Genomic DNA, 26,641 nt, shown 5'->3' with positions numbered 1-26,641 from the left:
GCTGATTGTCGCGATTAGTTGGTCTTAGTAACGTGTAAGGCTAGCTGTCATGTTAGTGATGTTTTAAGACTAACTCTCATGTTAGTGAAGTCATTAGTATAGAACAAATTGCTTTACTCTGTTTTGAAGGCCAAGTTTGCAGAAACTATGACTATGTTAGAGCAAAGAGAAAGAGAAAGAGAAAGATAGAAAGTAAGTTGATTTAAGATAGAGGCACGAGCTGAACCTACCTTAAGTTAAATTTGAAAGTAACAAAAAATTAGACATATCCGCCAAGCGGATGGGCACGTTGGAAGCCGCAATCCATGGGCGGTAGCGTGTCTGAAGACATCGAATGAATAGTTTCATTCGTTAAGCGATAGCCGAAGGCCTCTGGCCGCCACGCGGGTCGGTAGCGTGTCTGAAAACTGATAAGGTGCTAGGTTCTAGGGCGTTCGCAAGCTCACTTATAGATTCTAGGTACTAGGTTCTAGGGCGTTCGCAGGCTCACTTATAGATTCTAGGTACTAGGTACTAGGGCGTTCGCAAGCTCACTGCTAGGAAAGCCAAAGACCAAAATCAACAGCAAACAACATTTAGCTTTAGATGTTAATGATTTCCCTCGAACCTAGAACCTAGGATCTTTATTTCAAACCTAGAACCTTCTTTAAAAGTAGGTCGGCATTTATGCCGTCGCTTCTATAGATGGTATAAGTATTTGATGGGCTAAAGCCCAACCTACAAAACATAACTTGCTGAATCTAGAAGTGACTCAGTCTGTTTGCTTTAGCTTTAATCTTTTGATTTTCCTAGAACCTAGAACCTAGAACCTAGGACCTAGAAACTGTTTATAAACCTAGACCTTCTTTAAAAGTAGGTCGGCATTTATGCCGTCGCTTCTATAGATGGTATAAGTATTTGATGGGCTAAAGCCCAACCTACAAGACATAACTTGCTGAATCTAGAAGTGACTCAGTCTGTTCGCTTTAACTTTAATCTTTTGATTTTTCTAGAACCTAGAACCTAAAACCTAGAACCTAGGATCGTCTTTGCTTTTACCGTCTCAGCTATAAACCGTTTTTTTAAGCTTTGCTTTTACCGTAAGCGAAGCGTTCTGTTGTGACATTCAATCGATACAAACAGTCACGTGCCGTAAGGCCGTAGGCCGTTCGTCTCAGCTCTTATCGTATTAGATTTTTAACCTCTCTCGGAGATTACTGGTGCTTAACAAGACTAAAAAACTCATCATTGCTGGTATGTCAGCGCTGATACTACTGTCAGGGCAGGCAAGTGCTATCACGCCTTCTCCACAAATGATGGAGCAATTTAAAAATCTTCCAGCATCTGAGCAGCAACGCTTAGCACAGCAGTATGGTATCGACCCTTCAATGTTAGGGGGTAGCAGTAGCTCACAACCGCAACTTGAAAATCCAAACTTAGTTAATCCTCGTGCCCAGTACGATGTAAATGGTGATTTAATTCAAGTTGATCAATTTGGTAATCCGGTTGATGCATTTGGTAAGCCGCTAAATGACAAATCAGACGAGCAGTTAAAATTTGAAGATGATGCAGCTAAAAAAGAGTTGAAACGCTTTGGTTATGACCTGTTTGCAGGTGAGCCAACAACGTTTGCACCAGTATCAGATGTGCCTGTACCAAGTGAATACCTTGTAGGCCCTGGTGACAACATCAAAGTACAGCTTTTTGGTAAAGACAATAAAGAGTACGACCTTGTTATCAATCGTGAAGGGGTTATCCAGTTCCCTGAGCTTGGTCCTATCTCAGTTGCAGGTTTAAGCTTTAGTGAGCTGCGCGAAACATTAACGAGTCGCATTAGCCAGCAGATGATTGGTATTCAGTCAAACATCACCATGGGCGAGTTACGCTCAATCCGTATCTTTGTGGCCGGTGATGCATACAAACCAGGCTCATACACGGTTTCAAGCTTATCAACCATTACCCAAGCTTTGTTTGTTGCCGGTGGTATCAACGAGATTGGTTCTTTACGTAATATCCAGGTTAAGCGTAACGGCAAATTAGTCGGTAGCATGGACTTGTACGATCTACTGCTTCGCGGTGATGCATCTGGTGACATTAACTTACGCTCAGGTGATGTGGTATTCATTCCATCGGTTGGTGGTCTAGTTAGCGTAACCGGTGAAGTACGTCGCCCTGCTATCTATGAGCTTAAAAAGCATGAAACCATGGCGCAAGTAATCGAAATGGCCGCAGGCATTAAACCTGGTGCCTACCCAAGACGCAGCAGCGTTGAGCGTTTTAATGCTAATAGCCTTAAATCAATTTTAAATGTCGATTTAACATCAAATAAAGGTAAGGCAACAAAAGCCCTAGCAGGCGATGTGATCCGCGTTAAGAGTGCTACTACTCAGTACGAAGATGCCATTACGGTAGTTGGCGCAGTGGTTCGCCCGGGTAAGTATCAGTGGTATCAAGGTCAAAAAATTAGCGACTTAGTACCGTCTATTTGGGGTGACCTCTCAGTATCTGCCGATCTTGAATACGCCATCATCGTGCGTGAAATTAATAAGCAAGGTGATATTCAGGTCTATCAATTCTCACCAGTAAAAGCCATTAATGGCAAAGTGCTTTCGCAAGACTTACCACTTCAAGCACGTGATAAAGTGATTTTCTTTAACTTTAGCGACCTAACCCAAAACCGTTATGAGCTAAATAAGCTAGTTAAAGAGCGCGTACAAAAGGTTCAGTCATTATCAGGCAACTCTCTACTGGGTAACGACCTATTTGAAGCTGGATTCTCACAACTTAGCCAAAAGAAGTTCTCAGATATTAAAGAGCTTGGTGGCGTTGCCATTAATAGCCAGGGCGAAGCTGAAGATCCAACCGCTAAAGCGGTTAAAGGTGAAGTCAACAAGATGTTGGTCAACCTGTTTGAAGATAGCGACTTAATCAAGTTAAGTGGCGAGATGAACCGTGGTGAGCTACTTTACCCAATCATCATGAAGCTAAATAGCCAAGGCCGAGCTGGCGCTGGCGTAAAAGCAGTAGCAATTAATGGCCGCGTTAATAACCCTGGTGTCTATCCATTAGCGGTTAATGCTCGTATCAAAGACTTAGTCACAGCTGCCGGCGGTTTAGAAGAAGGTGCCTACACACCACGCGCTGAGTTAACCAGTACTTACACTACGGTTGATGGCTCTGCAATCAAACATACCAATGTTGAGCTTGAAGCTGCGCTTCAAGGCGACGCTGCGCAAAATATCGCTTTAAAAGGCCGTGATATTTTAACCGTAATGACAACGCCTGATTGGCAAGAAAATAAGTCTGTTGAAATACGCGGTGAAGTTAAATTCCCTGGTACTTATAATATCCGCCGCGGCGAGACATTAGCAGACGTGTTAAAGCGAGCGGGTGGCTTTACTCCATATGCCTACTTACCATCGTCAGTATTTGTACGTGAGTCTGTACGCCAGCAAGAGCAGTTAGAAGTTAAAAAGCTCGCAGAACAACTACTGCGTGACGTTGCTACTCGTGGTGTATCAAAAGACGGTAACGTAATTAACTACAGCGACGCACAAATGATGCTAACAGACTTGGAAACAATTCAAGCCGTAGGTCGTTTAGTGGTTGACGTATCAGCAATCTCAGTCGGTATTAAGCAAGCCGATCTGCAATTAGAAGATAAAGACGTACTGTACGTACCATCGACTAAGCAAACCATTGCAGTAATGGGTGAAGTACAACACGCAGCGACCCATAGATTCAAAGATGGTCAAACCATTGACCAGTACCTAGCGATGTCAGGTGGTGCAAGAGAGCGAGCGGATGATGACAGAACTTATGTTATCAAGGCAGACGGCTCAGTAATGTTACCAAAGCGCTCAATGTGGTTTAGCAGTGAATCAACATTACAACCAGGCGACACTATCATTGTGCCATTAGATACCGAGTACAAAGACAACCTAACACTCTGGTCGCAAGTAACCCAAATCATCTACAACAGCGCCGTCGCATTCGCCACAGTCGCAAATCTTTAGACCGCAAAGCGGTCATAGAACGCCGTTGGCTTGCTAGAACGTTCGCAAGCTCACGGCTAGATCGCTTCGCTGCTAGAACGGACCGCCGAGAATCTAGATGCTAGAACGCTACGCTGCTAGAACGGACTTCGTCCTGCTATAAAGTCAAAAGCTGAAAGCAAAAAGTTGAGCCGCTCTTGTCTTTTGCTTTTATAGAATCTAGAAGGAGCGAAGCGACGTTCTCGCCGTGACGCTGTCACGACCTAGAAGCGCAGCGCTCTGTTTCACGGAAGGAGTCACTCAAATGAGATTCGAACAACTGGATGTTTGGAAAAGAGCTTCAAGATTGTCGTGCGAAATATACAAGGCCACAGAAACAGTACAAAACTGGGGCTTTAAAGATCAAATTACACGTTCAGGTTTATCAGTACCTTCGAATATAGCCGAAGGTGAAGAACGAGAAACCAACAAAGAGAAAATACGCTTCTTGTATTATGCAAAAGGCTCACTCGGAGAGTTGGTTACCCAGTTATACCTTGGAATTGAAATCGGCTACCTAAATAAGCAGTCTTCGATGGATATGATAAAAGAAGCTAAAGAGCTAGCTAAAATCATAGGTTCTCTTATTAAAAATAAGGAATCACAGATCAAAGAAGAAAACGCTGATTACAAAATCGACTAATTTACAGGGTAAGGTTTTTTGTCACTTGCCTTTATAGCAGCGTAGCGCTCTATCCGCGAAGCGTCCTTGGATCATCAATCCAGAGTTTTAACAAATTAATTTATCAGATACTCCGTGGCAAACTTTGCTTTTATAGAAGCGAAGCGCTCTATCCGCGAAGCGTCCTAGAATCTAGAGTCTTGATATAATGAATAAGCAAGTACAACAAAATCACACAGACGCACAGTTTCCGCATATGAACTCCGTTCATAATCCGAGCGACGATGAAATCGATCTTCGCGAGTTATTCTCAGTCATCTGGCAAGGCAAATGGCTCATCATCGCCATTACCGCTGTCTTCGCCATTGGCGCTGTTATTTTCGCCCTAATGCAACCCAACACCTACAAGTCTGAAGCTTTATTAGCTCCAGCAAGTGAAGAACAAAATGGTGGACTGAGCGCATTAGCTGGCCAATTTGGTGGCCTTGCAAGTATGGCGGGTATAAACCTTGGCGGTGGCGGCGGAGTCGATAAAACTCAAATGGCAATCGAAGTAATGAAGTCTCGCCAATTCGCGAGTCAGTTCACCCAAAGCCACAATATCTTGCCTGACTTAATGGCTGCTGATGAGTGGGACATGGCAAATGATACGCTTGTATATGATGACGAGCTGTATAACCCGCAAACCAAAACCTGGATACGTGAAGTAAAAGCGCCATTCAAACCTGAACCTTCAATGCAAGAAGCATTTAAAGTGTTTTCAAAAGTCATAGCGGTTAACTCAGCCAAAGACACTGGTATGGTGACAATATCTGTAGAGCACCTATCACCTAGCGTTGCCCAGCAATGGGTGACTTGGTTAATCCAAGATATTAACAAGGTGATGAAAGAGCGTGATGTTGCTGAAGCAAATCGCAGCAGTGAGTTTTTAGAAACTCAAATCGCTAAAACTAACGTGGCAGACATTCGTACAATTCTTTACCAGCTTATTGAAGAGCAAACAAAAACGATTATGTTTGCTGAAGTACGCGACGAATACGTATTTAAAACCATTGACCCAGCGTTAGTGCCAGAAGAAAAAGCAGGACCTAAACGAGCACTAATATGTGTACTTGGTACTATGTTAGGCGGCATGCTAGCAGTGATGATTGTCTTAATAAGACATTTCGTTAAGAAAGAAGATTAGGGCCTTTCTCTTATAGTTTCTAGCAGCGAAGCGCTCTAGCATTCTAGAGTCTGCTTTAAAACTCGAAACCCAAGGCTTACAAGGGATAGCGCTTACTTTTAAATAAGAGCGACGGTCTCAAAATGGATTAAAAGTGTCTCAGTCTAATTCTATAGGCTGAGATTGGAAAGTGTAATTACTCAATTAAAATGATTTAGGAATCGAAGTATATGAGCAATATATTGCCGTTAATTGGTCGTGATAAAGAACTATTTGTATCCGATATTAATCAACATGACCAAGAGTTACAGCGCATTGTATCAGGTTCTAAGTTCCTCGTTTTAGGTGGTGCAGGCTCGATTGGCCAAGCCGTAACGAAAGAAATTTTTAAGCGGAATCCTCAGAAACTACATGTTGTTGATATTAGTGAAAACAACATGGTTGAGTTGGTTCGAGATATCCGCAGTTCATTTGGTTACATCAATGGTGATTTTCAGACCTTTGCTTTAGATATCGGTTCTATTGAATATGATGCGTTTATTAAGGCTGATGGTGAATATGATTATGTGTTGAACTTATCAGCACTTAAGCATGTACGTAGTGAAAAAGACCCATTTACGTTGATGAGAATGATAGATGTCAATGTGTTCAACACAGATAAAACGATTCAGCAGTCTATCGACTGTGGTGTTAAGAAGTACTTCTGTGTGTCGACAGATAAAGCTGCAAACCCAGTTAACATGATGGGAGCTTCTAAGCGCATTATGGAGATGTTCCTAATGCGTAAAAGTGAACAGATTGCTATTTCAACGGCTCGCTTTGCCAATGTTGCTTTTTCTGACGGTTCACTTTTGCACGGCTTTAACCAACGTATTCAGAAGGGGCAGCCAATTGTCGCACCTAATGACATTAAGCGTTATTTTGTAACTCCACAAGAGTCTGGTGAATTATGTTTAATGTCCTGTATCTTTGGTGAAAATCGTGACATTTTCTTCCCTAAATTAAGTGAAGCACTACACCTGATCACGTTTGCAGATATTGCTGTTAAGTATCTAGAGCAACTAGGATTTGAACCACATTTATGCGCTTCTGAAGATGAAGCTAGAGAGCAGGTTAAAACGCTACCTGCAGAAGGGAAGTGGCCATGCTTATTTACATCAAGTGATACTACAGGCGAAAAGGACTTTGAAGAGTTCTTTACGGATAAAGAAACACTAGATATGGAGCGCTTTACAAATTTAGGTATTATTAAAAATGATCCGCTTTATCAGCAAGAGTTATTAGAGTTGTTTGAACAGAAAATTACTCAAATGAAAGCTGATTGCGAATGGAACAAAGAGGATATCGTTAAGCTGTTCTTTAGCATGATCCCAGACTTTGGGCACAAAGAAACCGGTAAATATCTCGATAGCAAAATGTAGAACTTCCTATCGCAGTAATAGATATTTTGAATTGAAAACAAGAACATATAAAGTTGTGAGTTTAAAATGAGCCAATCTTCGTTAGTTAAGTTTGTTCGTGATATATACCAAACCAATGAATTTATTCCACTACATGCGCCAACATTTAATGGCAATGAGCAAAAGTATGTTCTTGAAACTATTCAAAGTACTTTTGTTTCAAGTGTAGGAAAGTTTGTTGATCAGTTTGAACAGAAAATTGAATCCTACACTGGAACTGCAAAAGCTGTTGCGACGGTAAATGGGACCGCTGCTCTTCATGCTGCACTCTATATGGCAGGTGTTAAGCCCGATGACTTTGTAATAACTCAAGCTCTAACCTTTGTTGCAACATGCAATGCTTTGCACCATATGGGAGCGGAGCCTATTTTCGTTGATGTTTCGCCTGTTAGCTTAGGGCTTTGTCCAAAAGCAATGGATGAGTTTTTAGAGCAACACGCACAATTGACTGACTCTGGTTGTATTCATAAAGCAACAAAGAGGCCAATTCGTGCAGTTGTGCCAATGCATACTTTTGGTCACCCTGTTGAATTGGATGAACTTATTGCTGTATGTCTTAAATGGAACATTGCACTTGTTGAGGACGCCGCAGAAAGTTTGGGTTCTTTCTATAAAGGAAATCACACTGGTACTTTAGGTGATTTTGGCGCTGTCAGTTTTAACGGTAATAAAGTGATTACTACCGGTGGTGGTGGGATGGTTTTATGTAAAACCGTTACTTCTGGTGCCAGAACAAAACATGTGACTACTACGGCAAAAGTACCTCATCCTTATGAGTTTTATCATGATGAAGCAGGCTTTAACTATCGCATGCCAAACCTAAACGCTGCATTAGGTTGCGCTCAGATGGAAGTATTAGAGAACTATTTAGTACAAAAAAGGGCATTAGCTAAAGACTACAATGAGTTTTTTGCGAAAAGTGATTATCAATTTGTATTGGAGCCTGAATATGCACAATCAAATTACTGGCTAAATGCGATAATTTGCCCATCAGCACAAGCTCGTGATGAATTGTTGAAAAAGACTAATGATGCAGGTGTCATGACGCGTCCAATTTGGCAATTAATGCATAGACTACCTATGTTTTGTGATGCGCCTCGTGGTGATTTAACGCAATCTGAATATATTGAAGCGCATTTGGTTAACATACCGAGTAGCCCAATTTCACTCTAGTCAAGAATAACGATGTAAGGTTAACCACCTCGATGGATAGGCAAGAAGCGAGTAAGTCATCAATGAATAAGAAAGTAGCTGTGTTCACGGGTACAAGAGCTGAATACGGCTTACTATTTTGGCTCTTGAAAGATATTCAAAGCGATCCTGAGTTGCATTTGCAACTGCTGGTATCTGGTATGCACTTATCACCAGAATTTGGTGAAACTTATCAGCAGATAGAAAAAGATGGCTTTGTCATTGATGAAAAAATTGAGATCCTTCTTTCATCGGATTCTGCTGTTGGCACAGCGAAAAGTATGGGACTAGGCGTACTCGGTTTTTCAGATGCACTTGCTCGCTTACAGCCAGATGTATTGGTGATTTTAGGTGACCGTTTTGAAGCTTTAGCAGCCGCACAAACCGCAATGATTATGCGTATACCTATTGTTCATTTGCATGGTGGTGAGATAACCGAAGGTGCTTATGATGATGCAATCCGTCATGCCATCACCAAATTAAGTTATTTGCATGGCACGTCAACTGAAGAATATCGCCAACGTGTTATTCAACTCGGAGAAGAGCCTAACCGTGTTACTACCGTCGGTGCAATAGGATTAGATCATTTAAAGCGCGCGACATTTCTGACAGTAGAACAGCTGTCAGAATCTTTAGGATTCAAGCTTAACAAGCCCTTTGTTGTCGTAACTTATCATCCCGTTACGTTAGCTGACGAAGCACCTGAAGTGAGCTTCCAAGCTTTATTAGATGCTTTAGATTACTTCCCTGAGCTTCAAGTTATTCTTACATATCCAAATGCTGATGATGGTGGGCGCCGTATTATTCCGATACTAGAAGAGTACGCACGAAGTAATCCTCAACGAGTTTTAGCTATTCCATCTTTAGGTCAAGTCCGTTATTTAAGTTCGATAATGCATGCATCTGCGGTTATAGGGAACTCTTCAAGCGGGATTATTGAAGTTCCCTCATTTGATGTGCCAACTGTCAACATTGGTGTTCGTCAAAAGGGTCGCTTAGCTGCAAAAAGTGTTTTAAACACAGAACCTAACCATACTGCAATTTCAAATGCAATTAGTGTTGCTATAAGTCGCAGCTATAAAGATAAAGATGAGGTTATTGATAATCCATATGGACAAGGTGACGCTAGCGCTCAAGTGATTGAGATGATCAAGTCTCTAAAATTTGATGCAAGTAAAGTGTTTTACGATTTAAAATTTAACGATATACAGTGAGACTATAATGACTTTAATCATAGCGGAAGCCGGTGTAAACCATAACGGCAATGAAAAACTTGCATTTGAATTAGTAGATGCTGCTCACCAGGCAGGTGCTGATATAGTTAAGTTTCAAACCTTTAAAGCTAAAAACCTTGTTACAGCTGAAGCAAAACAGGCAGACTATCAAGTCACAAATACCCAAAAAGAAGAGTCTCAACTTGCAATGTTAAGCCGTTTAGAGCTTTCTTTTGAGGTTCATCATCAACTAGTTAAGCATTGTGAATCTTTGGGGATTGAGTTTCTATCTACGGCGTTCGATTCAGAAAGCCTAGACTTTTTGGTTAACGATTTAAGTTTAACTCGGCTAAAAATTCCATCAGGTGAAATTACAAATGCACCATTGGTTTTAGAGCATGCTCGTACTGGTTGTGATTTGATTGTATCTACAGGAATGGCTTCTTTATCTGAGGTTGAGGCCGTATTAGGTGTTATCGCATTTGGTTACACTGCCGATTCTAAAGCGGAACCCTGCGAGCTAGCTTTTCAGCAAGCATATGCGTCGAAACTAGGGCAAAAAGCTTTAAAACAGAAAGTCACTGTTCTACATTGCACCACTGAATATCCGGCACCAATGGCTGAAATTAATCTTAAGGCGATGGATACATTAGCTCGCGCTTTTGAATTACCAGCAGGATACTCTGATCACAGCCAAGGTATCACTATTCCAATAGCAGCGGTAGCTCGAGGTGCTGTGTTGATTGAAAAACACTTTACTCTAGATAAAAATATGGAAGGGCCAGACCATAAAGCATCGTTAGACCCATTAGAACTTGCTGCAATGGTTACGGCTATCCGTCAAGTTGAAGTCGCTTTGGGGGTAGGAGTTAAGAGTCCAACTGTTTCAGAGGTTAAAAATAAAGCAGTGGCTCGTAAGAGTTTAATTGCATCAAGAGATATCAGAGCTGGTGACCTGTTTACCGTTGATAATGTAACAATTAAACGCCCAGGTTCAGGACTGTCGCCGTATCGTTATTGGGAATTGCTGAATAAGTCTGCTAGCACTGATTTTATGGCTGGGGATTTGCTCGTTGAATAACGCTAAGTTAAAGCCGATCGTAGTTATTGGTGGTGGGGGCCATGCCAGTGTTTTAGTCGATATTTTACGTTTACAAAATCGTGAGATTTTAGCCGTCATCAGTCCTGATAACATTAGTGAACGGAAAGTTTTTTCAGATATTGAACACTTTAAAGAAGATGATGATGTATTACGCTTTTCAACTAAAGATGTATTGTTAGTTAACGGCATAGGAATGCTTCCTAGATCTGATTTAAAACGAAAGCTTAATCAATATTACCTCTCTCTTGGTTATAAATTTGAAACCGTTATTGCTAATAGTGCGCAAGTTTCCCCATTTTCAACTATTGAATCAGGTGTTCAGATTTTCGCGGGTGCAATAATTCAAGCTGGAGTATCTATCAGTGAGCATTCAGTGATTAATAGCGGAGTAATACTTGAGCACGATTGCAAGGTCGGAACCTATAACCATATTGCTCCTAGAGCAACATTATGCGGGCAGGTAAGCACTGGGAATGATGTTTTCATTGGTGCTGGCGCGACAATTATTCAAAATATTGAAATTGAACCTAGAGCTATAGTAGGTTCTGGTGCGCTAGTGACTAAGAATCTTGCTACCAACTATATTTATTACCCTAGTCAATCAACAATCCATTTTATACAAAGGTAAGTTATGAGTTACTCTTGGACTAATGTTCTGATCTCCCCACAAACCACGATACTTGATGCGTTAAAAGTAATAGATAAAGAAGCGTTACAAGTTGCATTAGTTGTTGAAGATAATAACAGCCTTAAGGGGGTTGTTACCGACGGCGATATAAGAAGAGGGATTCTAAATAGTATACCTTTAGATGCACCTGTAGAAAAAGTAATGAACAGACTGCCTATTACAGCAGCTATAGGAACTCCTCGAACAGACCTAGTTAATATAATGCAGCAGAAGAGCATATTAGCTATACCGTTGGTCAAAGGGGAGAGTGTTGTTGGCTTAGAAACGTTAAGGCAGCTTAGTGATGAAAATACGTATGAAAATCCAGTGTTTATCATGGCTGGAGGGTTTGGTACTCGATTAAAGCCGTTAACAGATAATTGTCCAAAACCAATGCTCAAAATTGGTGACAAACCAATTTTAGAGACTCTTATACGTAGTTTTATTAAAGCTGGTTTTGTAAATTTCTATATATCTACTCATTACATGCCAGAGCAAATTCAACAGCATTTTGGAACTGGTTTGGAGTTTGGGGTGAATATTTCTTATGTTCATGAGGATAGTCCACTTGGAACAGGAGGCGCGATTGGCTTATTGCCGGATAATTTGCCACAGGATTTACCATTAATAATGATCAATGGTGATGTATTAACCAAGGTAGATTTCGAACTTCTTTTAAAGTTCCATAATGAAAATAAAGCTGCTGCGACTATGTGTGTTCGTGAATATGATTATCAGATCCCTTACGGTGTGGTAAATGGCGATGGGAATAAGATAATCAGCATGGTAGAAAAACCAACTCAACGTTTTTTCGTTAATGCTGGTATTTATGTTGTGTCACCCAAAGTGGTTAAATCAGTGCCAAAGAATCAGCGTATAGATATGCCCACATTACTTGAACAGCACATGCATGAACATGAAAATGTACTTATGTTTCCAATTCATGAGTATTGGCTAGATATTGGTCGTATGGATGATTTTAAAAGAGCTCAAGTAGATATTTTAACTTTAGGTATATAACTAGTGTTTGAAAATAAGAAAATTCTTGCGATTATTCCGGCAAGAGGTGGCAGTAAAAGACTACCAAGGAAGAATATTCTTCCATTATCCGGCAAACCATTAATTTCATGGACTATTGAAGCCGCTAAAAATAGTAAATATATTGATGAAGTTATTGTTAGTACAGATGATCAGGAAATTGCTGATGTAGCTGTTAAATCTGGAGCAAAGGTCCCTGAATTAAGGCCTAGCGCATTATCAAATGATTCGGCCACAACTGAAAGCGTTGTTTTTTACACACTGAAAAAATTTGGAAAACAAGCAGATATAGTTATTTTGTTACAGCCTACCTCACCATTTAGAAACGAGAAACATATAGATGAGGCATTGGATTTATTTAGTACAAAAAAAGCATTCTCTGTCGTATCTGTAACGCCATGTGAGCATCCTCCCTTGTGGGCAAATACAATTCCTGAAAATGATTCATTGGGAGATTTTTTGCTACCAGATGCAAATAAACGATCTCAAGAATTGGAAAAATTCTATAGATTGAATGGTGCTTTATATGTATTTGACGTAGCGAAGTTGCTAATTAATAACAAAATGTCTTACAGGAGTGACTCTTACGCATACAGAATGAATAATGAGTCATCCCTTGATATTGATACCTCATTGGATTTTGAGTTGGCTAAAGTTTTGATGCTTAACCAATAATCGCTTTCTAGTTGTTATTATAATTATTTGACGAGTATATTATTTAAAAATATGACTCGTTTAATTTTTGATAAAGTGAAAATTAAGTGCAACAAGTTTTTATCTATTAACATTATAGTTTCTCATGAGATGATTATTGCTTACGTTTCTTTCAATTTTTTAAATAAACAGATTTGGTACAGTTACTTGTCGGTTTCATTAGCAAAAATTATAAATCTGAATCTTTTAGATTAAATCAAGCAGTATTAACTCCATTGCTGTAATAAAGACTATTGTGAAATTTAAATCTAAGGTATAAATGAGTGGGATATAAAAGCAAAAATATAGCATTTTTAGGTTTGGTTTCTACAGGTTTGAAACTATTTACCGGCCCATTTACGATGTTGATAATAGCTAAAACTCTCGATTCAGAAGAGCTAGGTTTTTATTACATTTTCTTTACTCTCATTGCAATGAAACAGTTACTTGAAATCGGAATGGGGGGAGTTATAAAGCATTTTTACGCTTCAGAAGTGCCCGAGAGTAAAATGTTTACTGATGAAAATAGGAGGAATGTTTCATCACTTTATGCATTTTCATATTGTTGGTACTTTCTGTTGGCCATCTTATTTGTACTGCTAGGTTTTTTTGCCGGTGAAATTAACTTTTCAGAGTATAGTGGCGATGTTAAATGGGAGTTTGCTTGGTACGCAGTTCTATTATCATCGGCATTGAATTTATTAGTAATGCCCAAGAAAATATACCTCGAAGGAATGCAATTTCAGATTAAGTTGAATTTGTTTGAGATTGTTACGCAGTTATTTACCACTTTTGCGTTATGGTTGTGTCTTTACTCGCAGTTTGGTCTTATTTCTATTGCTATATCTCAGTTCGTTGGGGCTGTAGTGTTCGTTATAGTTTTTCATTTCAATAAGTTGCAATCTTTTGAATTTGATTATAGTGACTATAATTTTAAAGTGGTGTTTAAAAAACTATACCCATTGCTAAAGAAAACCGGGCTTGTATGGTTTATGGGTTATTTTTATTGGAATGGTTTTAATATAATTGCTTTTAATTATCTTGGCCCAAGTATCGCGGGGGCTATTGGCTTATCTATAGCTCTGGCAAGGGCTGGTGTAGGAATCGCTGGTTCTGTAATTGTTTCACAAATTACTATATTTTCAAATTTGATTTCAAATAGCAAGCAGTCAGAAGCATTTGATATCTTTAAATTATACTCAATCTTGTCCAACGTAGTGCTTTTTGTTGGTTACTTTGTTTATATTATGTTGATGCTAGTATTTCCGGGGTTTTATTTCTTTGACAAAACTTTGGACGTAGAAAACATGATTATTATGTTTGTATTTTTCATGGTTGCGCATAATGTATCATTGATGGATAGTTACACTCGCTGCTACAAAGTAGAGCTTTTTGTGTTCATTCAGTTTATTAACTCAATTTTAACGCCGTTTTGTTTCTATCTATCAATTAGGTTTGGTTTTGAATATTTCGTTCTTCCAATAATTTCGATTTTAGGTGTGTTTATTCTTACAATTAGAAAGTTCAATGGGTTGGTTTATAAGTCTTTGTGATAAAAGCAGTTGTCTCTATGTTATTTTTCTGTGGAAGGGAAATGTATGAAATACAGTTTTATTGTTCCGATGTTCAATGTGGAATCAGTTTTGACGGAGTGTCTTGATAGTATAGTTCCTCATTTGAATGAGTTTTCAGAATGTATTATTGTTGATGATGGCTCAACTGATGACTCCTATTATATCGCCAAACATTATTCAGAAGAATTTCCGACTTTATTTAAAATAATTCAACAGAAAAATCAAGGGTTATCCATGGCAAGGAATCATGGTCTAGATATAGCCAGTGGTGAGTATGTCATATTTGTTGATAGTGATGATTTGATTTCGCATGATTTTGGGCAAATAATTAATTTAATGGACGACGGAATTTATGATATTATCTCATATGATTACGCTACTTTTAGCCATGAACTCAGTGAAAGAGTTATTTACTCGTCAGTTCATATTGATGTAAACCTGCCAGTTTTGAAACGCACGTTTTTACAAAATGTTTGGTGTGCTCCATTTCGTGTCTATAAGAGACACTTGTTTGAAGATTGTAGATTTGTTCCCGGATTATATTACGAAGATTTAGAGTTGGTCCATAAATTGTACTCAAAAGCTTGCGTTTTGAAACATGTCGGTATTGTTGGCTATTATTACAGGGTTTCTCCAAATGGTATAATGAAAACTTTAAATGAAAAGAAGTTAGAAAGCCTTTTTATTATTTACAATAAGTATAAGAGCTCTGAAATTATTAACCCTGCTTTTACCTTTCACTATTTAAATCACGTTTGCAAACTTATAAATGAGTATGAATTCGATAACGGTTTGTCTTTGACTGATTTTAAAAAAATGAAGGTTTATGATATAAGGTATTTAGGGTGTAAAAGGGTTTTATACTCATTCTACCCAAAAATGTATTTTAAGTTGGCTAGATTAATTAGTAAATTTAAGTCATGAATCAAGTTATATATAATTTGTTTTTGTTTTGCTCTGTAGCACCCTTATTTTTAATTTACACAAAGCAATTTAAGCACTCAAAACCAGTTATGTTTTTTTTGTCATGGATAATTGTTTTTGTTGTTAGTGTCGTGAGGTTTGATGTTGGGCCAGACTACATGGCGTATGTTGAAGCTGTTAATTCAGTGCTTAAGTATGGAGAATCAGTCCAGCTTGATTACTGGTTTCTTTCTAAATTAACACTTTTATTTAGTGGGGTAGATAATACCTTTTTTTACGTACTAGCAACGTATTTCTTTGTGACTTATGGGTTGATTTTAAATCGCTGGTCTAAGGAATGCAGTATACTTATTGCGCTGATGGTTTTTATTTGCTTTGGATTTTATTTTGATTCATTGGATAGAGTTAGGCAATTTTTAGCTATTTCAATATTCTTTTTTAGCTATACATTTTTCTTGGAAGGTAAGTATAAGTCCTGGTTTGCGTGTGTTTGTTTTGGTTTTGTCTCTCATGCCAGTTTTTTGTTGGTTTTACCTTTTTATTTTGTATATAAAGTAAAGACTAATGGTGTTTTGTTAGGCTCGATATTATTTATTTTTTTGGGTATAAGTTTTACTGGATTATTTGGTAACCTTCTTCACTTTTTCCTGGAATTTATTCCATTTTACTCTGTAAAGTATCTGGCTACTGGCTTTGCCTCGCAAACTACAGAAATAGGTTTGGGGTACGTATTTAGGATTTTACTAGTAATATTCTGTGTTCTATTGGTACCTAGCAACTTTATTCGTAATTTATTGTTTTTCGGTGGTGTGATTTATATTTTTTCGGGCGGCGATTTGCTATTGATGAGAGTTTCTGCTTATTTTACTATGTTTGTGACAATAGCTTTTCCATTGATTGCTTTAAGATTTAAGCAAAAGATTATTCCTTTTCTTATTATGTTTGTTCTTGTTTTTTTCTTTCAAACTGATATGAATAGGAATAATTTCGAATATAAAACTATTTTTACTAATAAGATTTAATTTGTTTTTTAAGAAAAGGGTTTATCATAGTCATGATTGCTAAGAAGAATATTCTTGTTGTAAATAGCGTTTATAGTTTGTTTTTGTATTCAGTTGTTTTTAATGAAAATCTAGATGATACCACTTTCGTCGTTTCTGATGGTATACCTGTAAAAATTAGAGGTAATCTTGATAATTGCGTCTATATTAAAGGGGGGTGGGTTGGTTATTTTCATATTTTTATAAAGTTAATGTTTTCATCTTTTTTTAGAGGCTTAGTTTTTAGTTCTAATAAATTTAAGTTGTATGGTCAAGATCATTTGCTTTATTCTTTTATGTTTAGAAAGGAAATGGTATTGATTGAAGATGGTCTTTTAAATTACTCAAAATCGAATCGTCGCGGTCTAGCATCTCTTCTAATACCTAACCGGATTCCAGGCTCAAGTCTTAATGTGCGATCTATCATTCTGACTGGTTTAAAGCCTTTGCCAAAAAGTATTTCGCATAAAGTTAAAATGGTTAATATAAAAGAGTGTTGGAATGCTTTGACACCTGAAAAAAGAAATAAAGTGAATAATTTGTTCGGCTTTAGTTTTTTAAATAATAAGTGTGATATTTTGATCTTGACGCAACCTTTAAGTGAGTATTCTTTGATAAGTGAAGCGGAAAAGATTGAGATTTATAAATCTATATTGTCAAAGGCCTCGTCTAAAATGTGTGAAAAAAGGGAGCATGTTCATGTGTGTTTAAAGCCTCACCCAAGAGAGATGACTGATTACTCATGTTTATTTCCAGGTGTTTTTATAATTGATTCTTTTTTTCCATCAGAGTTACTATGCCTAAACTCTAGTGATGTAAAGTATGTATATACTATTTACTCCACTTCAATCTACTCGTTTGATGCTAGTGAAAGATTTGTTGTAGGAACAAGTGTTAATAAGGCTTTGATGAATAGAGTAGGTTTTATTCCTTCAGAACATTTAATTCCAGGAGTTTAGTAAGTGGCTAGTTTCTTATTTATTAATAATGCATTGAGTGGGACCGGTGGAGCTAGAGTTCTACTTAATTTATCTGAAAGCTTAATTGAAAAAGGCCATGATGTTACCATCCTTTTAGACCGAGTTGATAATATTGATTTTGAGGTTAATTCGGAAATCAATATTTTTCACTGGAGTCTTTTTGGTATTTATCGTCATCATTATAGCTCAAACACTTTAATTTGTGAGTCAAATAAAACTGTAAAAACCGTTAAGAATATGAAGGTTAAGTCGTTATTCAGGTTTGTGCGGGATTCAAAATTTTTCTTGTTATATCCATTTTATTGTTTTTCTGTATGGAAATTTTTTCATAAGCAAAAGTTTGATTTAATACTTAATAGTAATATTTATATTGGTGTTGAACGGCATTGGTTTCTTTCCAAACTTCCTGGTAAGTATTTTCCATTTTTCCATAATAGCCCTGAAGAAGTTTTCTCAAGGAAAAATTTCTATAGTGTTTTACCGTTAAAGTTTATATTTAACGGGGTTTCAACTGTCTCGGTTTCAGAGGGAATAAAAACTGAGCTGATTGGACTTGGAATCGGAAATGATGATACAAATATTGTTATTTATAATTCCTTCGATTTTAATAAAATTCATTCTCACTCGTTAATTGAACCGGCGGAGATTCGAAAACCATATATTTTATCAGTGTCTACGTTAACCGAAAGGAAAAGAGTCGATAGAATTATTCGAGCATTTTCACTAAATAAAAGGATTGTTGAGTCTTTTGATTTGGTTATTGTAGGCTTAGGAGATAAGGAATGTGAGCTTAAGGTTCTTGCTGAGGAACTAGGTATTTTAAAAAATGTACATTTTTTAGGGTTTGTTAGTAACCCTTATCCTTTAATGGCTTCTGCTTCTTTATTGGTATTATCTTCCGATTCAGAAGGACTTCCAACAGTGTTGATTGAGTCGCTGTCTCTTGGTACTCCGGTGATCTCAACTAATTGCCCAACTGGCCCAAGTGAAATTCTTAATTCGTGGGGTAATGATGTGTTGGTTGAACTGTTGCAGGATAATGACAGGTTAATAGAAGAGGTATCTAGTAAAATGTCTAGACTCTTAGAGTTAAATATCGAACCAGAGGTGGTCATTAAAAGGTCAAACTTGTCGAGATTCGATAGTGTTAACGTCATAAAGCAGTGGGAGAAGCTAATTTAGGTTTCTTCATAAAGTAACATGTAGCACTTTAATCATATGGTGAAGTAATCAATTAAATAGTAGTCGATGTATTTTATTGTTGATTACTTCATTACTTATTTTGATTCAAAAGTTAACTGTATAATAAGAGAATCTTTTGTTGATTATCTATTGGTATATTATATTTTGAATCTATTTTTATATTTTCGCTCAAATTTTTTATTATGGTGTAGTTGGTGGTTTTAATATGTCAGAACTTAATTTTAGTGTTTTAATGTCGCTTTATCATGCAGAGAAAAGTAAATATTTAGATGATTGTTTTGATTCTCTAGTTACTCAGACTTGTCTACCTAATCAAATAGTCTTGGTGCTCGATGGTCCTGTATCTGATGAACTTTTAAGTGTGGTTTATAAGTGGGAAGATAAGTTTGCAGATTTTTGTATAGTAAAATTAGAAAAAAATGTTGGTTTAGGAAAGGCTCTTAATGTAGGCCTTTCTAAATGCAAGTTTGATTTGGTTGCTCGAGTCGATACGGATGATATTAATTTATCCTCTAGGTTTGAGGAACAACTTAAAATTTTTAAAGATGATTCAAGTATTTCAATCTGTGGTAGTCAAATTGATGAGATCGAATGTGAGAGCAAAGCTTTTATTTCTAAGCGTAAGGTGTCTGAAAGTAATGCCGATATTGTTAAAAATGCCATTTTAAAATCCCCCTTTAATCATATGACCGTAATGTTCAAAAAAAGTGCTGTTTTGGCTGTAGGTGGGTATCAGCACATGCAATCTATGGAAGATTGGTATTTGTGGCTTAGATTATTATCTCATAACTATATTGGTTACAATATTCAATCGTCTCTTGTACATGCAAGAACAGGGAAGGAGTTAATGGTTCGGCGTTCTGGTCTAAATTATATAGGTTACGAAGCGAATATAGTACGGGCAAAGGTTAAACTTTTTCCGAAGTATAAATATAAGGCATATCTTTTTTTTGTCATTCGCTCCTTACCTCGTTTACTTCCAAATAAAATTTTGAGCTCAGTATATATAAATTCGAGACGGTTAAAGTGAAGATTCTTTTAACGGGGAGTGGCGGGTTTATCGGTAGTTATTTATATGCAAGGAACCCTAGTCTGTTTAGGTGTGTAGTTAGAAATAATCCAAATTTACTAGAGGTCGACAATTTTTTTATTGATGCATTTAGCTCTAAAACCATTTGGAATGGAGCTTTTGACGATATAGATTCTGTATTACATTTAGCTGGTATAGCGCATTCAAAATCAAGTGAACTGGGTGAATATAGAGATGTTAATTTATTTGGAACTCTTCATTTGGCAAGGGAAGCTGCAAACTCTGGCGTTAAGCGTTTTATTTTTGTGAGTTCAATTCTGGTAAATGGAAGAAATTCTATAGATGGAACTTTCTCAATCGATAGTAAACCTAATCCACAGGGAGATTTTGCAAATTATAAATTCCAAGCAGAAGAAGAATTGAAAAAAATATCTAATGAAACAGGAATGGAGTTAGTCATCATACGTCCAACCCTAGTCTATGGTCCTAACGCGCCTGGCAATTTTGGTTTATTAAAAAGGCTAGTTCAAAAATCACCGGTACTTCCTTTTGGTTTGTCAAAAAATAAGCGTGATTTTATTTCTCTACAAAACTTGGGCGATTTATTGCTTACTTGTGCGAATCATCCAAATGCGGCTGGGCATATCTTTTTAGCTTCTGATGGTATGTCGGTCTCTATTAAAGAGTTTACAAATGCGATAGCAAGAGGGCTAGGCAAGCCTTTAATTCAACTTCCTATCCCAATTAGTCTTATATCGTTTGCTTCGCGTATGCTTGGTAAGTCCGAAGTAATGGAACAACTATTCGGTAATTTACAGGTTGATTCATCTAATGCGCAAGAAATTTTAAGCTGGGCTCCCCCTTACACCATGGAGCAAGCAATGGCTTCACTTTCTGAGAAAACAAAATGATTCGTTTTATAGATTTTTTAGCCGCTTTCTTTGGCTTGTTGTTTCTTTGGCCTGTGTTACTTATTGTAACTATTATTGGTATGTTTGATACTGGTTCGCCTATTTTTGTTCAAACCCGTGTGGGTCAGAATAAAAAGCCCTTTAAATTGATAAAGTTTCGCACTATGTCCGTTGAAACAAAATCAGTGGCTAGTCATTTAGCTAACAACGCTTCAATTACCACATTAGGTAATTTTTTGCGTAAGACTAAGATTGATGAGTTACCGCAACTAATTAATGTGGTTAAAGGTGAAATGAGCCTGGTGGGTCCTCGTCCAAATTTATTTAACCAAGAAGAATTGATTAAAGAGCGTGATGCATTAGGTGTTTATGATGTTTTACCTGGTGTTACAGGTTTAGCTCAGGTTCAAAATATTGATATGTCCACACCTGCTTTGTTAGCACAAACTGACAAAAAAATGATCGATAGTCTCAATGTTAAGGATTACTTCAAGTACATCATGATGACGGTTACGGGAAGTGGATCCGGCGATGCAATAAAAAAATAGATTTATCTGATTTATTTCAAGTATCGAATGTTAACCATTCATGGGCCTTTTATGTTTTTAGGATTTGTCCTTTAACTTAATTACTTGCGGAGTTTTATTTTCCATTTTTTAAAGAATTAGTAAAAGTAATTAAGTCTCATACATTTGGATGATTTATGAAAGTTGTTATTCCTGTTGCTGGTCTGGGTACACGTATGTTGCCAGCCACAAAAGCTATACCTAAAGAGATGTTACCAATCGTCGATAAACCACTCATTCAATACATCGTTAATGAATGTGTATCGGCGGGAGTTACTGAGATAGTTTTAGTAACTCACGCAAGTAAGAATGCGATTGAAAATCATTTTGATACATCTTTTGAACTTGAGGCTACATTAGAACGACGTGTTAAACGTCAATTGCTTGAAGAAGTTCAGTCTATTTGTCCTCCGAACGTGACGATTATGCATGTTAGGCAAGGAGAGGCTAAAGGACTTGGTCATGCGATTTTATGTGCTAAGCCTTGTATTGGCGATCATGCGTTTGCCGTTGTATTGCCTGACGTTATTCTTGATGAGTATACGGCTGAACAAAAGAAAGATAATTTAGCCGCAATGATAATGCGATATAAAGCTAGTTCGGCTAGCCAAATTATGGTTTCTCCAGTACCTACAGATGAAGTACATAAATACGGTATAGCAGACTGTGGTGGTGTTGAGTTAGCACAAGGGGAGGTTGCTCAAATTAAAGGGATGGTAGAGAAGCCTTCGATTGATAATGCCCCATCTAATCTTGCTGTTGTAGGTCGGTATGTACTATCAGAAAAAATATGGGATTTATTGGCTAAAACTCCAACGGGTGCGGGTGATGAAATACAGTTAACAGATGCTATTGAAATGCTTATAGAGCAAGATAGAGTCGAAGCATTTCATATGACTGGTGAATCACATGATTGTGGTGACAAGTTGGGATATATGCGGGCTTTTGTAGCCTATGGACTTCGTGATAAAAAGCTCGGTAGCGACTTTAAAGAACTTGTTCGTGAATTGCTCTAGCTAGCTCTTCTAAAACATAAGGCCAACTCATATTGAGTTGGCTTTTTGCTTTATATTGACCAGTTATAAAAATGGTTTATATTCAGTACTTTATTAGGTCAGCCCTCCATCCCTCATCAGCGAATCAAAAGCCTTTCCGTCCGTTCTAGAAGCATTAGCTACATAAGGTGCATACACATCAACAGTAGCCTCGTATCGCTATGACCGAGCATTTGACTCTTATTTCGAGATGTATAAAGCGGATTTCATGTGTTCTATATGCAGTACAGCCGCGGTATGACGTGTTTCATATGGGCGTCGTAGTTTTAACCCTGCCTTTTTTAGTGTCGGATACCAGAGTTTTCTACTCACAAAGTGGGTTTCTAATGGTGTGGCTGATGGGCCGGTAAACACAAAGTTTGAATCTGATTGGCTTGCCTCTTTCACCCGCTTAAATGCCTCATACACCGACTCATACATTTTAAGTTCTCGACGCTGCTCTTCCTGGTAATCATGGCGTTTTAACATTACATGTTTTGCCATTGACCCAGTTTTGTCTAATCTGGGTGAGTCGATGGTCAAAATCAAAATGCTGCCATTCCAACCCATGCATTTCAGTGCTTCTCATCGTAGTCCAAAAGCGGACGATAAAGCAGCCCTTCCACTGCTTTGGTACTTTGCTTATGAAACTAGGGTGTTAGTAGTGATTTAGCTCGCTATGATTCTTAATCTAAACGCACTAACTAAGTAGAGAAGATAGTGAAAGCAATGATGAGCAAGGTACTCGGTATCTTTTCGTTAAGTAGTAGCAGTATATCCCCACCAATATATGTTATTATCGGCGGCGTTATATAATCATTTCTTCAGTAATTAAGTAGTCATTTCTTATGAAGCCTTCTTGCCAAATGGATCAAAAAATGGATTTTTTGCAGTGCTTGTTTTCATTAAAACGAGTGGAAAAACGGATTGTGAGTGTGTTAATTGACTCGTTATTTTTAGTGATAGCGTTTTGGGGAGCTGTTCTTGTCCGCGTGGATGATATCAGTGCGCTGACGAATGGCTCATATTGGTTACTTATCGCAAGCGTGGTGCCGCTTAGTATTCTTGGTTTTGCCAAACTCGGTTTATATCGTGCGGTATTACGTTATATGGGATTACAAGCACTTAGCGCGATTATATTGGGTGTTGTCGTATCTACAATCAGCTTAGTACTGGTTGCTTATTATTTCGATTCACAACTTCCAAGAACAGTACCCGTTATCTATTCCGCCTTTGCACTGGTTTTTATTGGTGGCACTCGCACCATGGTGCGAGCTTTTGTCGGTACAGGAATGAAGCGTATCGGTGAGCCGGTAATTATATATGGCGCTGGTGTAAGTGGTCGCCAACTGGTAACGGCTTTAGTACAAAGCCATGAGTATTATCCTTTTGCCTTTGTCGATGATGACACAACATTACATGGCACGGTTATTCAAGGTGTACACGTGCATTCGCCATCCATTATGCGCAAGCTTATCAGAGAAAAGCAGGCGACCAAGGTGCTACTGGCATTGCCGAGTGTTTCGCGTTCGCGCCGTAAAGAGATTTTATTGTCATTAGAGCAACTTGCAGTGCAGGTACTGACTTTACCGGCAATGGCTGATTTGGTCAGCGGTAATAAGCTTTATAGTGACATAAAAGAAGTTGAGATTGATGATCTTCTGGGTCGTGATAGTGTTAGGCCGCGTGATGATTTGATGACTGCTAACATTAAAGATAAAGTGGTGATGGTGACTGGCGCAGGTGGCTCTATAGGGTCTGAGCTATGCCGACAGATTATCAAGCAAGCCCCCAAGAAACTTGTATTATTTGAGCTGTCTGAGTTTGGCTTGTATTCAATTGAACGTGAGCTTTCTGCTTTGGCTTCAAGCCTTGGGTTAGAGATTGAAATCTATCCAATGTTGGGCTCTGTACAGCGTAAAAACCGTATAAAAGCTGTCATGGAAGCATTTGAGGTTCAAACTGTCTATCATGCGGCGGCCTACAAACACGTGCCGTTAGTTGAACATAATGTAGTAGAAGGCGTACGTAACAATGTATTTGGTACGCTGTACACCGCACAAGCAGCAATAGCAGCAAATGTGGAAACGTTCGTGCTCATTTCTACGGACAAAGCGGTTCGCCCTACCAATGTTATGGGCACAACTAAGCGCCTGGCAGAGCTTTCTTTGCAAGCGCTAGCGAATGAATCGCATAATACACGTTTTTGTATGGTGCGTTTTGGTAATGTGCTTGGCTCGTCAGGCTCAGTGGTACCCTTGTTTAGAAAGCAGATTGCAACAGGCGGCCCTGTTACGGTAACGCATCCAGAGATCACTCGTTTCTTCATGACGATACCAGAAGCATCACAATTGGTTATTCAAGCGGGCGCAATGGGCAAAGGCGGTGATGTGTTTGTTTTGGACATGGGCAGTTCAGTTAAAATTGTCGATCTTGCTGCAAAAATGATCCGTTTAAGCGGTTTTGAAGTTAAAGATGATATTAATCCTGAAGGCGATATTAGTATTGAATTTAGTGGGCTTCGTCCTGGGGAAAAGCTATATGAAGAGCTGCTTATTGGTGATGATGTGACGGGCACAGATCATGAACGTATTATGACGGCCAATGAGTTATGTTTACCTTGGCATGAGCTTGAAGTGATCCTTTCACGACTTGATATGGCATGCCATGAGTTTCAGCATGAAACGATTAGAGACATTCTACTGAGCGCACCTACCGGTTTTAATCCTACCGACGGTATTTGTGATTTAGTGTGGCAGCAAGGTGAGCATGATACTGCACAGAGCGACGAAGACAAAAATGTGTTCTCAATAGTTAATTAAATTATCGACTTAATTAATGATGTTATTTAACGAAAAGTCAGCTCATCGAGTTGGCTTTTTTGTTTTTTGAGGAAACATGTTAAGCGTACAAAGCTGATTTATACATGCATATCGCAACTGTTTTTGATTAATTGGGCCTAGCGTTAGAATGCTGAACCAATCAAGTTTTGATTTCATTAATATGTTTAATTATGGGGCAGACTTTGAAAAGTACCGATAAAAGCCAAGCTATGATGAAAGGGATTGTGTTAGCCGGTGGAACGGGTTCACGGCTTTATCCTATCACGCGAGGTGTGTCTAAGCAGTTGCTCCCTGTTTACGATAAACCGATGATCTATTATCCGTTATCAGTCCTAATGCTTGCAGGGATTCGAGATATTTTGGTTATTACGACTGCTGATGAGTTAACCTTGTTTCAACGTTTACTCGGTGATGGTCGTGATTTTGGCGTACGTCTGTCTTTTGCCGTTCAAATAAGGCCTGAAGGTATTGCTCAGGCATTTGTGATTGCAGAGGATTTTATTGGTGATGATAATGTTTGTTTGATCCTTGGTGATAATGTTTTTTATGGCCAAGGGTTTAGTGAAGCTTTAAAGTCGGCGGCCAAAAAGCAATCTGGTGCCACTATTTTTGCGTATCAAGTCCAGCAAGCTGAGCGCTTTGGTGTTGTTGAGTTTGATAAATCCTTTAAAGCATTATCGATTGAAGAAAAGCCGTTACAGCCTCAATCTAATTGGGCGGTAACCGGGCTCTATTTTTACGATAATAGAGTCGTCAATATCGCTAAAAACCTAATGCCATCTAAACGATATGAGCTAGAGATCACCGATATTAACCAAGCTTATTTAAAGCAGGGAGAATTACAGGTAGAAAGACTAGGGCGCGGCTTTGCATGGCTAGATACTGGCACGTTTGATAGTTTGCAACAAGCCTCTGCTTTTGTTCAAACGATTGAAACGGTGCAAGGGTTGAAAGTTGCTTGTTTAGAAGAGATTGGCTGGCGAAGTGGTTGGTTAACTGATAATGATATTGAGCGTCTTGCACAACCTATGTTGAGTAATAGCTATGGACAATACTTACTGTCTTTAATTGAATAAGCAAAGAAGGTTCTAGGTAAAAGCAGAGAAGGTCCTAGGTTCTAGGAAAAGCAGGTTCTAGGTATAAGGAACAGCTTGTGAGTTTACGGATTGCGGAACGTTCGCAGGCTCACTTACGGAACGCTGCGCTGACGGTTAGAAACAAGACTCTAGAACCTCAAACCTAGGACCGTCTTTGAATGTAGGTCGGCATTTATGCCGTCAGCTTTTGTTCTATGTTTTGATGGGCTAAAGCCCAATCTACGTAAAGCGAAGCAGTACAAGTCGAGACGATTAAAGCCGGAATAAGCAGAGA

General features: G+C 38.3%; 22 protein-coding genes. 21 read left to right on the top strand and 1 reads right to left on the bottom strand.

Annotation, left to right across the window (positions count from 1 at the left end):
• Positions 1-1,199: 1,199 nt before the first annotated feature.
• From ACVBJC_RS10400 to galU, 19 genes are all read left to right on the top strand, one after another.
• Positions 1,200-3,995, top strand: coding sequence for an SLBB domain-containing protein (locus ACVBJC_RS10400; protein ID WP_447162318.1), 2,796 nt, complete (start codon positions 1,200-1,202; stop codon positions 3,993-3,995).
• A 283-nt stretch (positions 3,996-4,278) separates the two neighbouring features.
• Entirely contained in the window at positions 4,279-4,656 is a 378-nt protein-coding gene (locus ACVBJC_RS10395; RefSeq protein WP_447162317.1) for a four helix bundle protein, read from the top strand.
• A gap of 187 nt (positions 4,657-4,843) precedes the next feature.
• Positions 4,844-5,821: a Wzz/FepE/Etk N-terminal domain-containing protein gene (locus ACVBJC_RS10390; RefSeq protein ID WP_447162316.1), complete on the top strand. Its 978-nt coding sequence runs from the start codon at positions 4,844-4,846 to the stop codon at positions 5,819-5,821.
• 209 nt (positions 5,822-6,030) lie between these two features.
• Positions 6,031-7,221 carry a UDP-N-acetylglucosamine 4,6-dehydratase gene (locus ACVBJC_RS10385; RefSeq protein ID WP_447162315.1) on the top strand — a complete coding sequence of 397 codons (1,191 nt, stop codon included), beginning with the start codon at positions 6,031-6,033 and terminating at the stop codon, positions 7,219-7,221.
• Positions 7,222-7,287: 66 nt separating this feature from the next.
• Positions 7,288-8,433, top strand: coding sequence for a LegC family aminotransferase (locus ACVBJC_RS10380; RefSeq protein WP_447162314.1), 1,146 nt, complete (start codon positions 7,288-7,290; stop codon positions 8,431-8,433).
• 62 nt (positions 8,434-8,495) lie between these two features.
• On the top strand, positions 8,496-9,665 hold the full coding sequence (gene neuC, locus ACVBJC_RS10375) for a UDP-N-acetylglucosamine 2-epimerase (protein WP_447162313.1): 1,170 nt from the start codon (positions 8,496-8,498) through the stop codon (positions 9,663-9,665).
• Positions 9,666-9,672: 7 nt separating this feature from the next.
• Positions 9,673-10,746, top strand: a complete 1,074-nt coding sequence (gene neuB, locus ACVBJC_RS10370; RefSeq protein ID WP_447162312.1) for an N-acetylneuraminate synthase — start codon at positions 9,673-9,675, stop codon at positions 10,744-10,746.
• Positions 10,739-11,395, top strand: a complete 657-nt coding sequence (locus ACVBJC_RS10365) for an acetyltransferase (protein WP_447162311.1) — start codon at positions 10,739-10,741, stop codon at positions 11,393-11,395. The genes neuB and ACVBJC_RS10365 overlap by 8 nt, the downstream gene beginning before the upstream one ends.
• Before the next feature lie 3 nt (positions 11,396-11,398).
• Positions 11,399-12,454, top strand: coding sequence for a nucleotidyltransferase family protein (locus ACVBJC_RS10360; RefSeq protein WP_447162310.1), 1,056 nt, complete (start codon positions 11,399-11,401; stop codon positions 12,452-12,454).
• A 3-nt stretch (positions 12,455-12,457) separates the two neighbouring features.
• The gene (locus tag ACVBJC_RS10355) at positions 12,458-13,147 is read left to right on the top strand and encodes an acylneuraminate cytidylyltransferase family protein (protein ID WP_447162309.1); all 690 of its coding nucleotides are present in this window, start codon (positions 12,458-12,460) and stop codon (positions 13,145-13,147) included.
• Between the two features lie 302 nt (positions 13,148-13,449).
• Complete coding sequence (locus ACVBJC_RS10350) at positions 13,450-14,718, top strand: O81 family O-antigen flippase (protein WP_447162308.1); 1,269 nt, start codon at positions 13,450-13,452, stop codon at positions 14,716-14,718.
• A gap of 45 nt (positions 14,719-14,763) precedes the next feature.
• A complete protein-coding gene (locus ACVBJC_RS10345) occupies positions 14,764-15,663 on the top strand; it encodes a glycosyltransferase family 2 protein (RefSeq protein WP_447162307.1) in 900 nt (299 codons plus the stop codon).
• Positions 15,660-16,685, top strand: coding sequence for an EpsG family protein (locus tag ACVBJC_RS10340; RefSeq protein WP_447162306.1), 1,026 nt, complete (start codon positions 15,660-15,662; stop codon positions 16,683-16,685). Before ACVBJC_RS10345 ends, ACVBJC_RS10340 begins: the two co-directional genes overlap by 4 nt.
• A 32-nt stretch (positions 16,686-16,717) precedes the next feature.
• Complete coding sequence (locus ACVBJC_RS10335) at positions 16,718-17,662, top strand: glycosyltransferase family 52 (RefSeq protein ID WP_447162305.1); 945 nt, start codon at positions 16,718-16,720, stop codon at positions 17,660-17,662.
• Positions 17,663-17,665: 3 nt separating this feature from the next.
• Positions 17,666-18,865: a glycosyltransferase gene (locus tag ACVBJC_RS10330; RefSeq protein WP_447162304.1), complete on the top strand. Its 1,200-nt coding sequence runs from the start codon at positions 17,666-17,668 to the stop codon at positions 18,863-18,865.
• A 226-nt stretch (positions 18,866-19,091) separates the two neighbouring features.
• A complete protein-coding gene (locus ACVBJC_RS10325) occupies positions 19,092-19,916 on the top strand; it encodes a glycosyltransferase (protein WP_447162303.1) in 825 nt (274 codons plus the stop codon).
• Positions 19,913-20,827, top strand: a complete 915-nt coding sequence (locus tag ACVBJC_RS10320; RefSeq protein ID WP_447162302.1) for an NAD-dependent epimerase/dehydratase family protein — start codon at positions 19,913-19,915, stop codon at positions 20,825-20,827. The genes ACVBJC_RS10325 and ACVBJC_RS10320 overlap by 4 nt, the downstream gene beginning before the upstream one ends.
• On the top strand, positions 20,824-21,375 hold the full coding sequence (locus tag ACVBJC_RS10315) for a sugar transferase (RefSeq protein WP_447162301.1): 552 nt from the start codon (positions 20,824-20,826) through the stop codon (positions 21,373-21,375). The genes ACVBJC_RS10320 and ACVBJC_RS10315 overlap by 4 nt, the downstream gene beginning before the upstream one ends.
• A gap of 155 nt (positions 21,376-21,530) precedes the next feature.
• Entirely contained in the window at positions 21,531-22,409 is an 879-nt protein-coding gene (galU, locus tag ACVBJC_RS10310; protein WP_447162300.1) for a UTP--glucose-1-phosphate uridylyltransferase GalU, read from the top strand.
• Between the two features lie 219 nt (positions 22,410-22,628).
• Here the strand turns inward: galU and ACVBJC_RS10305 are convergent, their stop codons facing one another.
• Positions 22,629-22,931 (bottom strand): hypothetical protein, encoded by a 303-nt coding sequence (locus ACVBJC_RS10305; RefSeq protein ID WP_447162299.1) that lies wholly within the window; start codon positions 22,929-22,931, stop codon positions 22,629-22,631.
• Between the two features lie 374 nt (positions 22,932-23,305).
• Here ACVBJC_RS10305 and ACVBJC_RS10300 point away from each other — a divergent pair, with 374 nt between their 5' ends.
• Both ACVBJC_RS10300 and rfbA read left to right on the top strand, forming a co-directional pair.
• Positions 23,306-25,249 carry a polysaccharide biosynthesis protein gene (locus ACVBJC_RS10300; protein WP_447162298.1) on the top strand — a complete coding sequence of 648 codons (1,944 nt, stop codon included), beginning with the start codon at positions 23,306-23,308 and terminating at the stop codon, positions 25,247-25,249.
• 233 nt (positions 25,250-25,482) lie between these two features.
• Positions 25,483-26,346 (top strand): glucose-1-phosphate thymidylyltransferase RfbA, encoded by an 864-nt coding sequence (gene rfbA / locus ACVBJC_RS10295; protein ID WP_447162320.1) that lies wholly within the window; start codon positions 25,483-25,485, stop codon positions 26,344-26,346.
• The last annotated feature ends 295 nt before the right edge of the window (positions 26,347-26,641 follow it).

It is taken from the genome of Shewanella sp. 0m-6 (genome assembly GCF_052977325.1).
Note: the sequence above shows the minus strand (reverse complement) of the source record. Positions and strands in the feature narration are given on the sequence as shown.

Coding starts and splice junctions, on each gene's coding strand:
- ACVBJC_RS10395 (WP_447162317.1), top strand. CDS start 4,279: ATGAGATTCGAACAACTGGATGTTTGGAAAAGAGCTTCAAGATTGTCG.
- ACVBJC_RS10300 (WP_447162298.1), top strand. CDS start 23,306: ATGGATTTTTTGCAGTGCTTGTTTTCATTAAAACGAGTGGAAAAACGG.
- neuB (WP_447162312.1), top strand. CDS start 9,673: ATGACTTTAATCATAGCGGAAGCCGGTGTAAACCATAACGGCAATGAA.
- ACVBJC_RS10340 (WP_447162306.1), top strand. CDS start 15,660: ATGAATCAAGTTATATATAATTTGTTTTTGTTTTGCTCTGTAGCACCC.
- ACVBJC_RS10345 (WP_447162307.1), top strand. CDS start 14,764: ATGAAATACAGTTTTATTGTTCCGATGTTCAATGTGGAATCAGTTTTG.
- ACVBJC_RS10325 (WP_447162303.1), top strand. CDS start 19,092: ATGTCAGAACTTAATTTTAGTGTTTTAATGTCGCTTTATCATGCAGAG.
- ACVBJC_RS10385 (WP_447162315.1), top strand. CDS start 6,031: ATGAGCAATATATTGCCGTTAATTGGTCGTGATAAAGAACTATTTGTA.
- rfbA (WP_447162320.1), top strand. CDS start 25,483: ATGAAAGGGATTGTGTTAGCCGGTGGAACGGGTTCACGGCTTTATCCT.
- galU (WP_447162300.1), top strand. CDS start 21,531: ATGAAAGTTGTTATTCCTGTTGCTGGTCTGGGTACACGTATGTTGCCA.
- ACVBJC_RS10380 (WP_447162314.1), top strand. CDS start 7,288: ATGAGCCAATCTTCGTTAGTTAAGTTTGTTCGTGATATATACCAAACC.
- ACVBJC_RS10360 (WP_447162310.1), top strand. CDS start 11,399: ATGAGTTACTCTTGGACTAATGTTCTGATCTCCCCACAAACCACGATA.
- neuC (WP_447162313.1), top strand. CDS start 8,496: ATGAATAAGAAAGTAGCTGTGTTCACGGGTACAAGAGCTGAATACGGC.
- ACVBJC_RS10305 (WP_447162299.1), bottom strand. CDS start 22,931: ATGGCAAAACATGTAATGTTAAAACGCCATGATTACCAGGAAGAGCAG.
- ACVBJC_RS10390 (WP_447162316.1), top strand. CDS start 4,844: ATGAATAAGCAAGTACAACAAAATCACACAGACGCACAGTTTCCGCAT.
- ACVBJC_RS10315 (WP_447162301.1), top strand. CDS start 20,824: ATGATTCGTTTTATAGATTTTTTAGCCGCTTTCTTTGGCTTGTTGTTT.
- ACVBJC_RS10335 (WP_447162305.1), top strand. CDS start 16,718: ATGATTGCTAAGAAGAATATTCTTGTTGTAAATAGCGTTTATAGTTTG.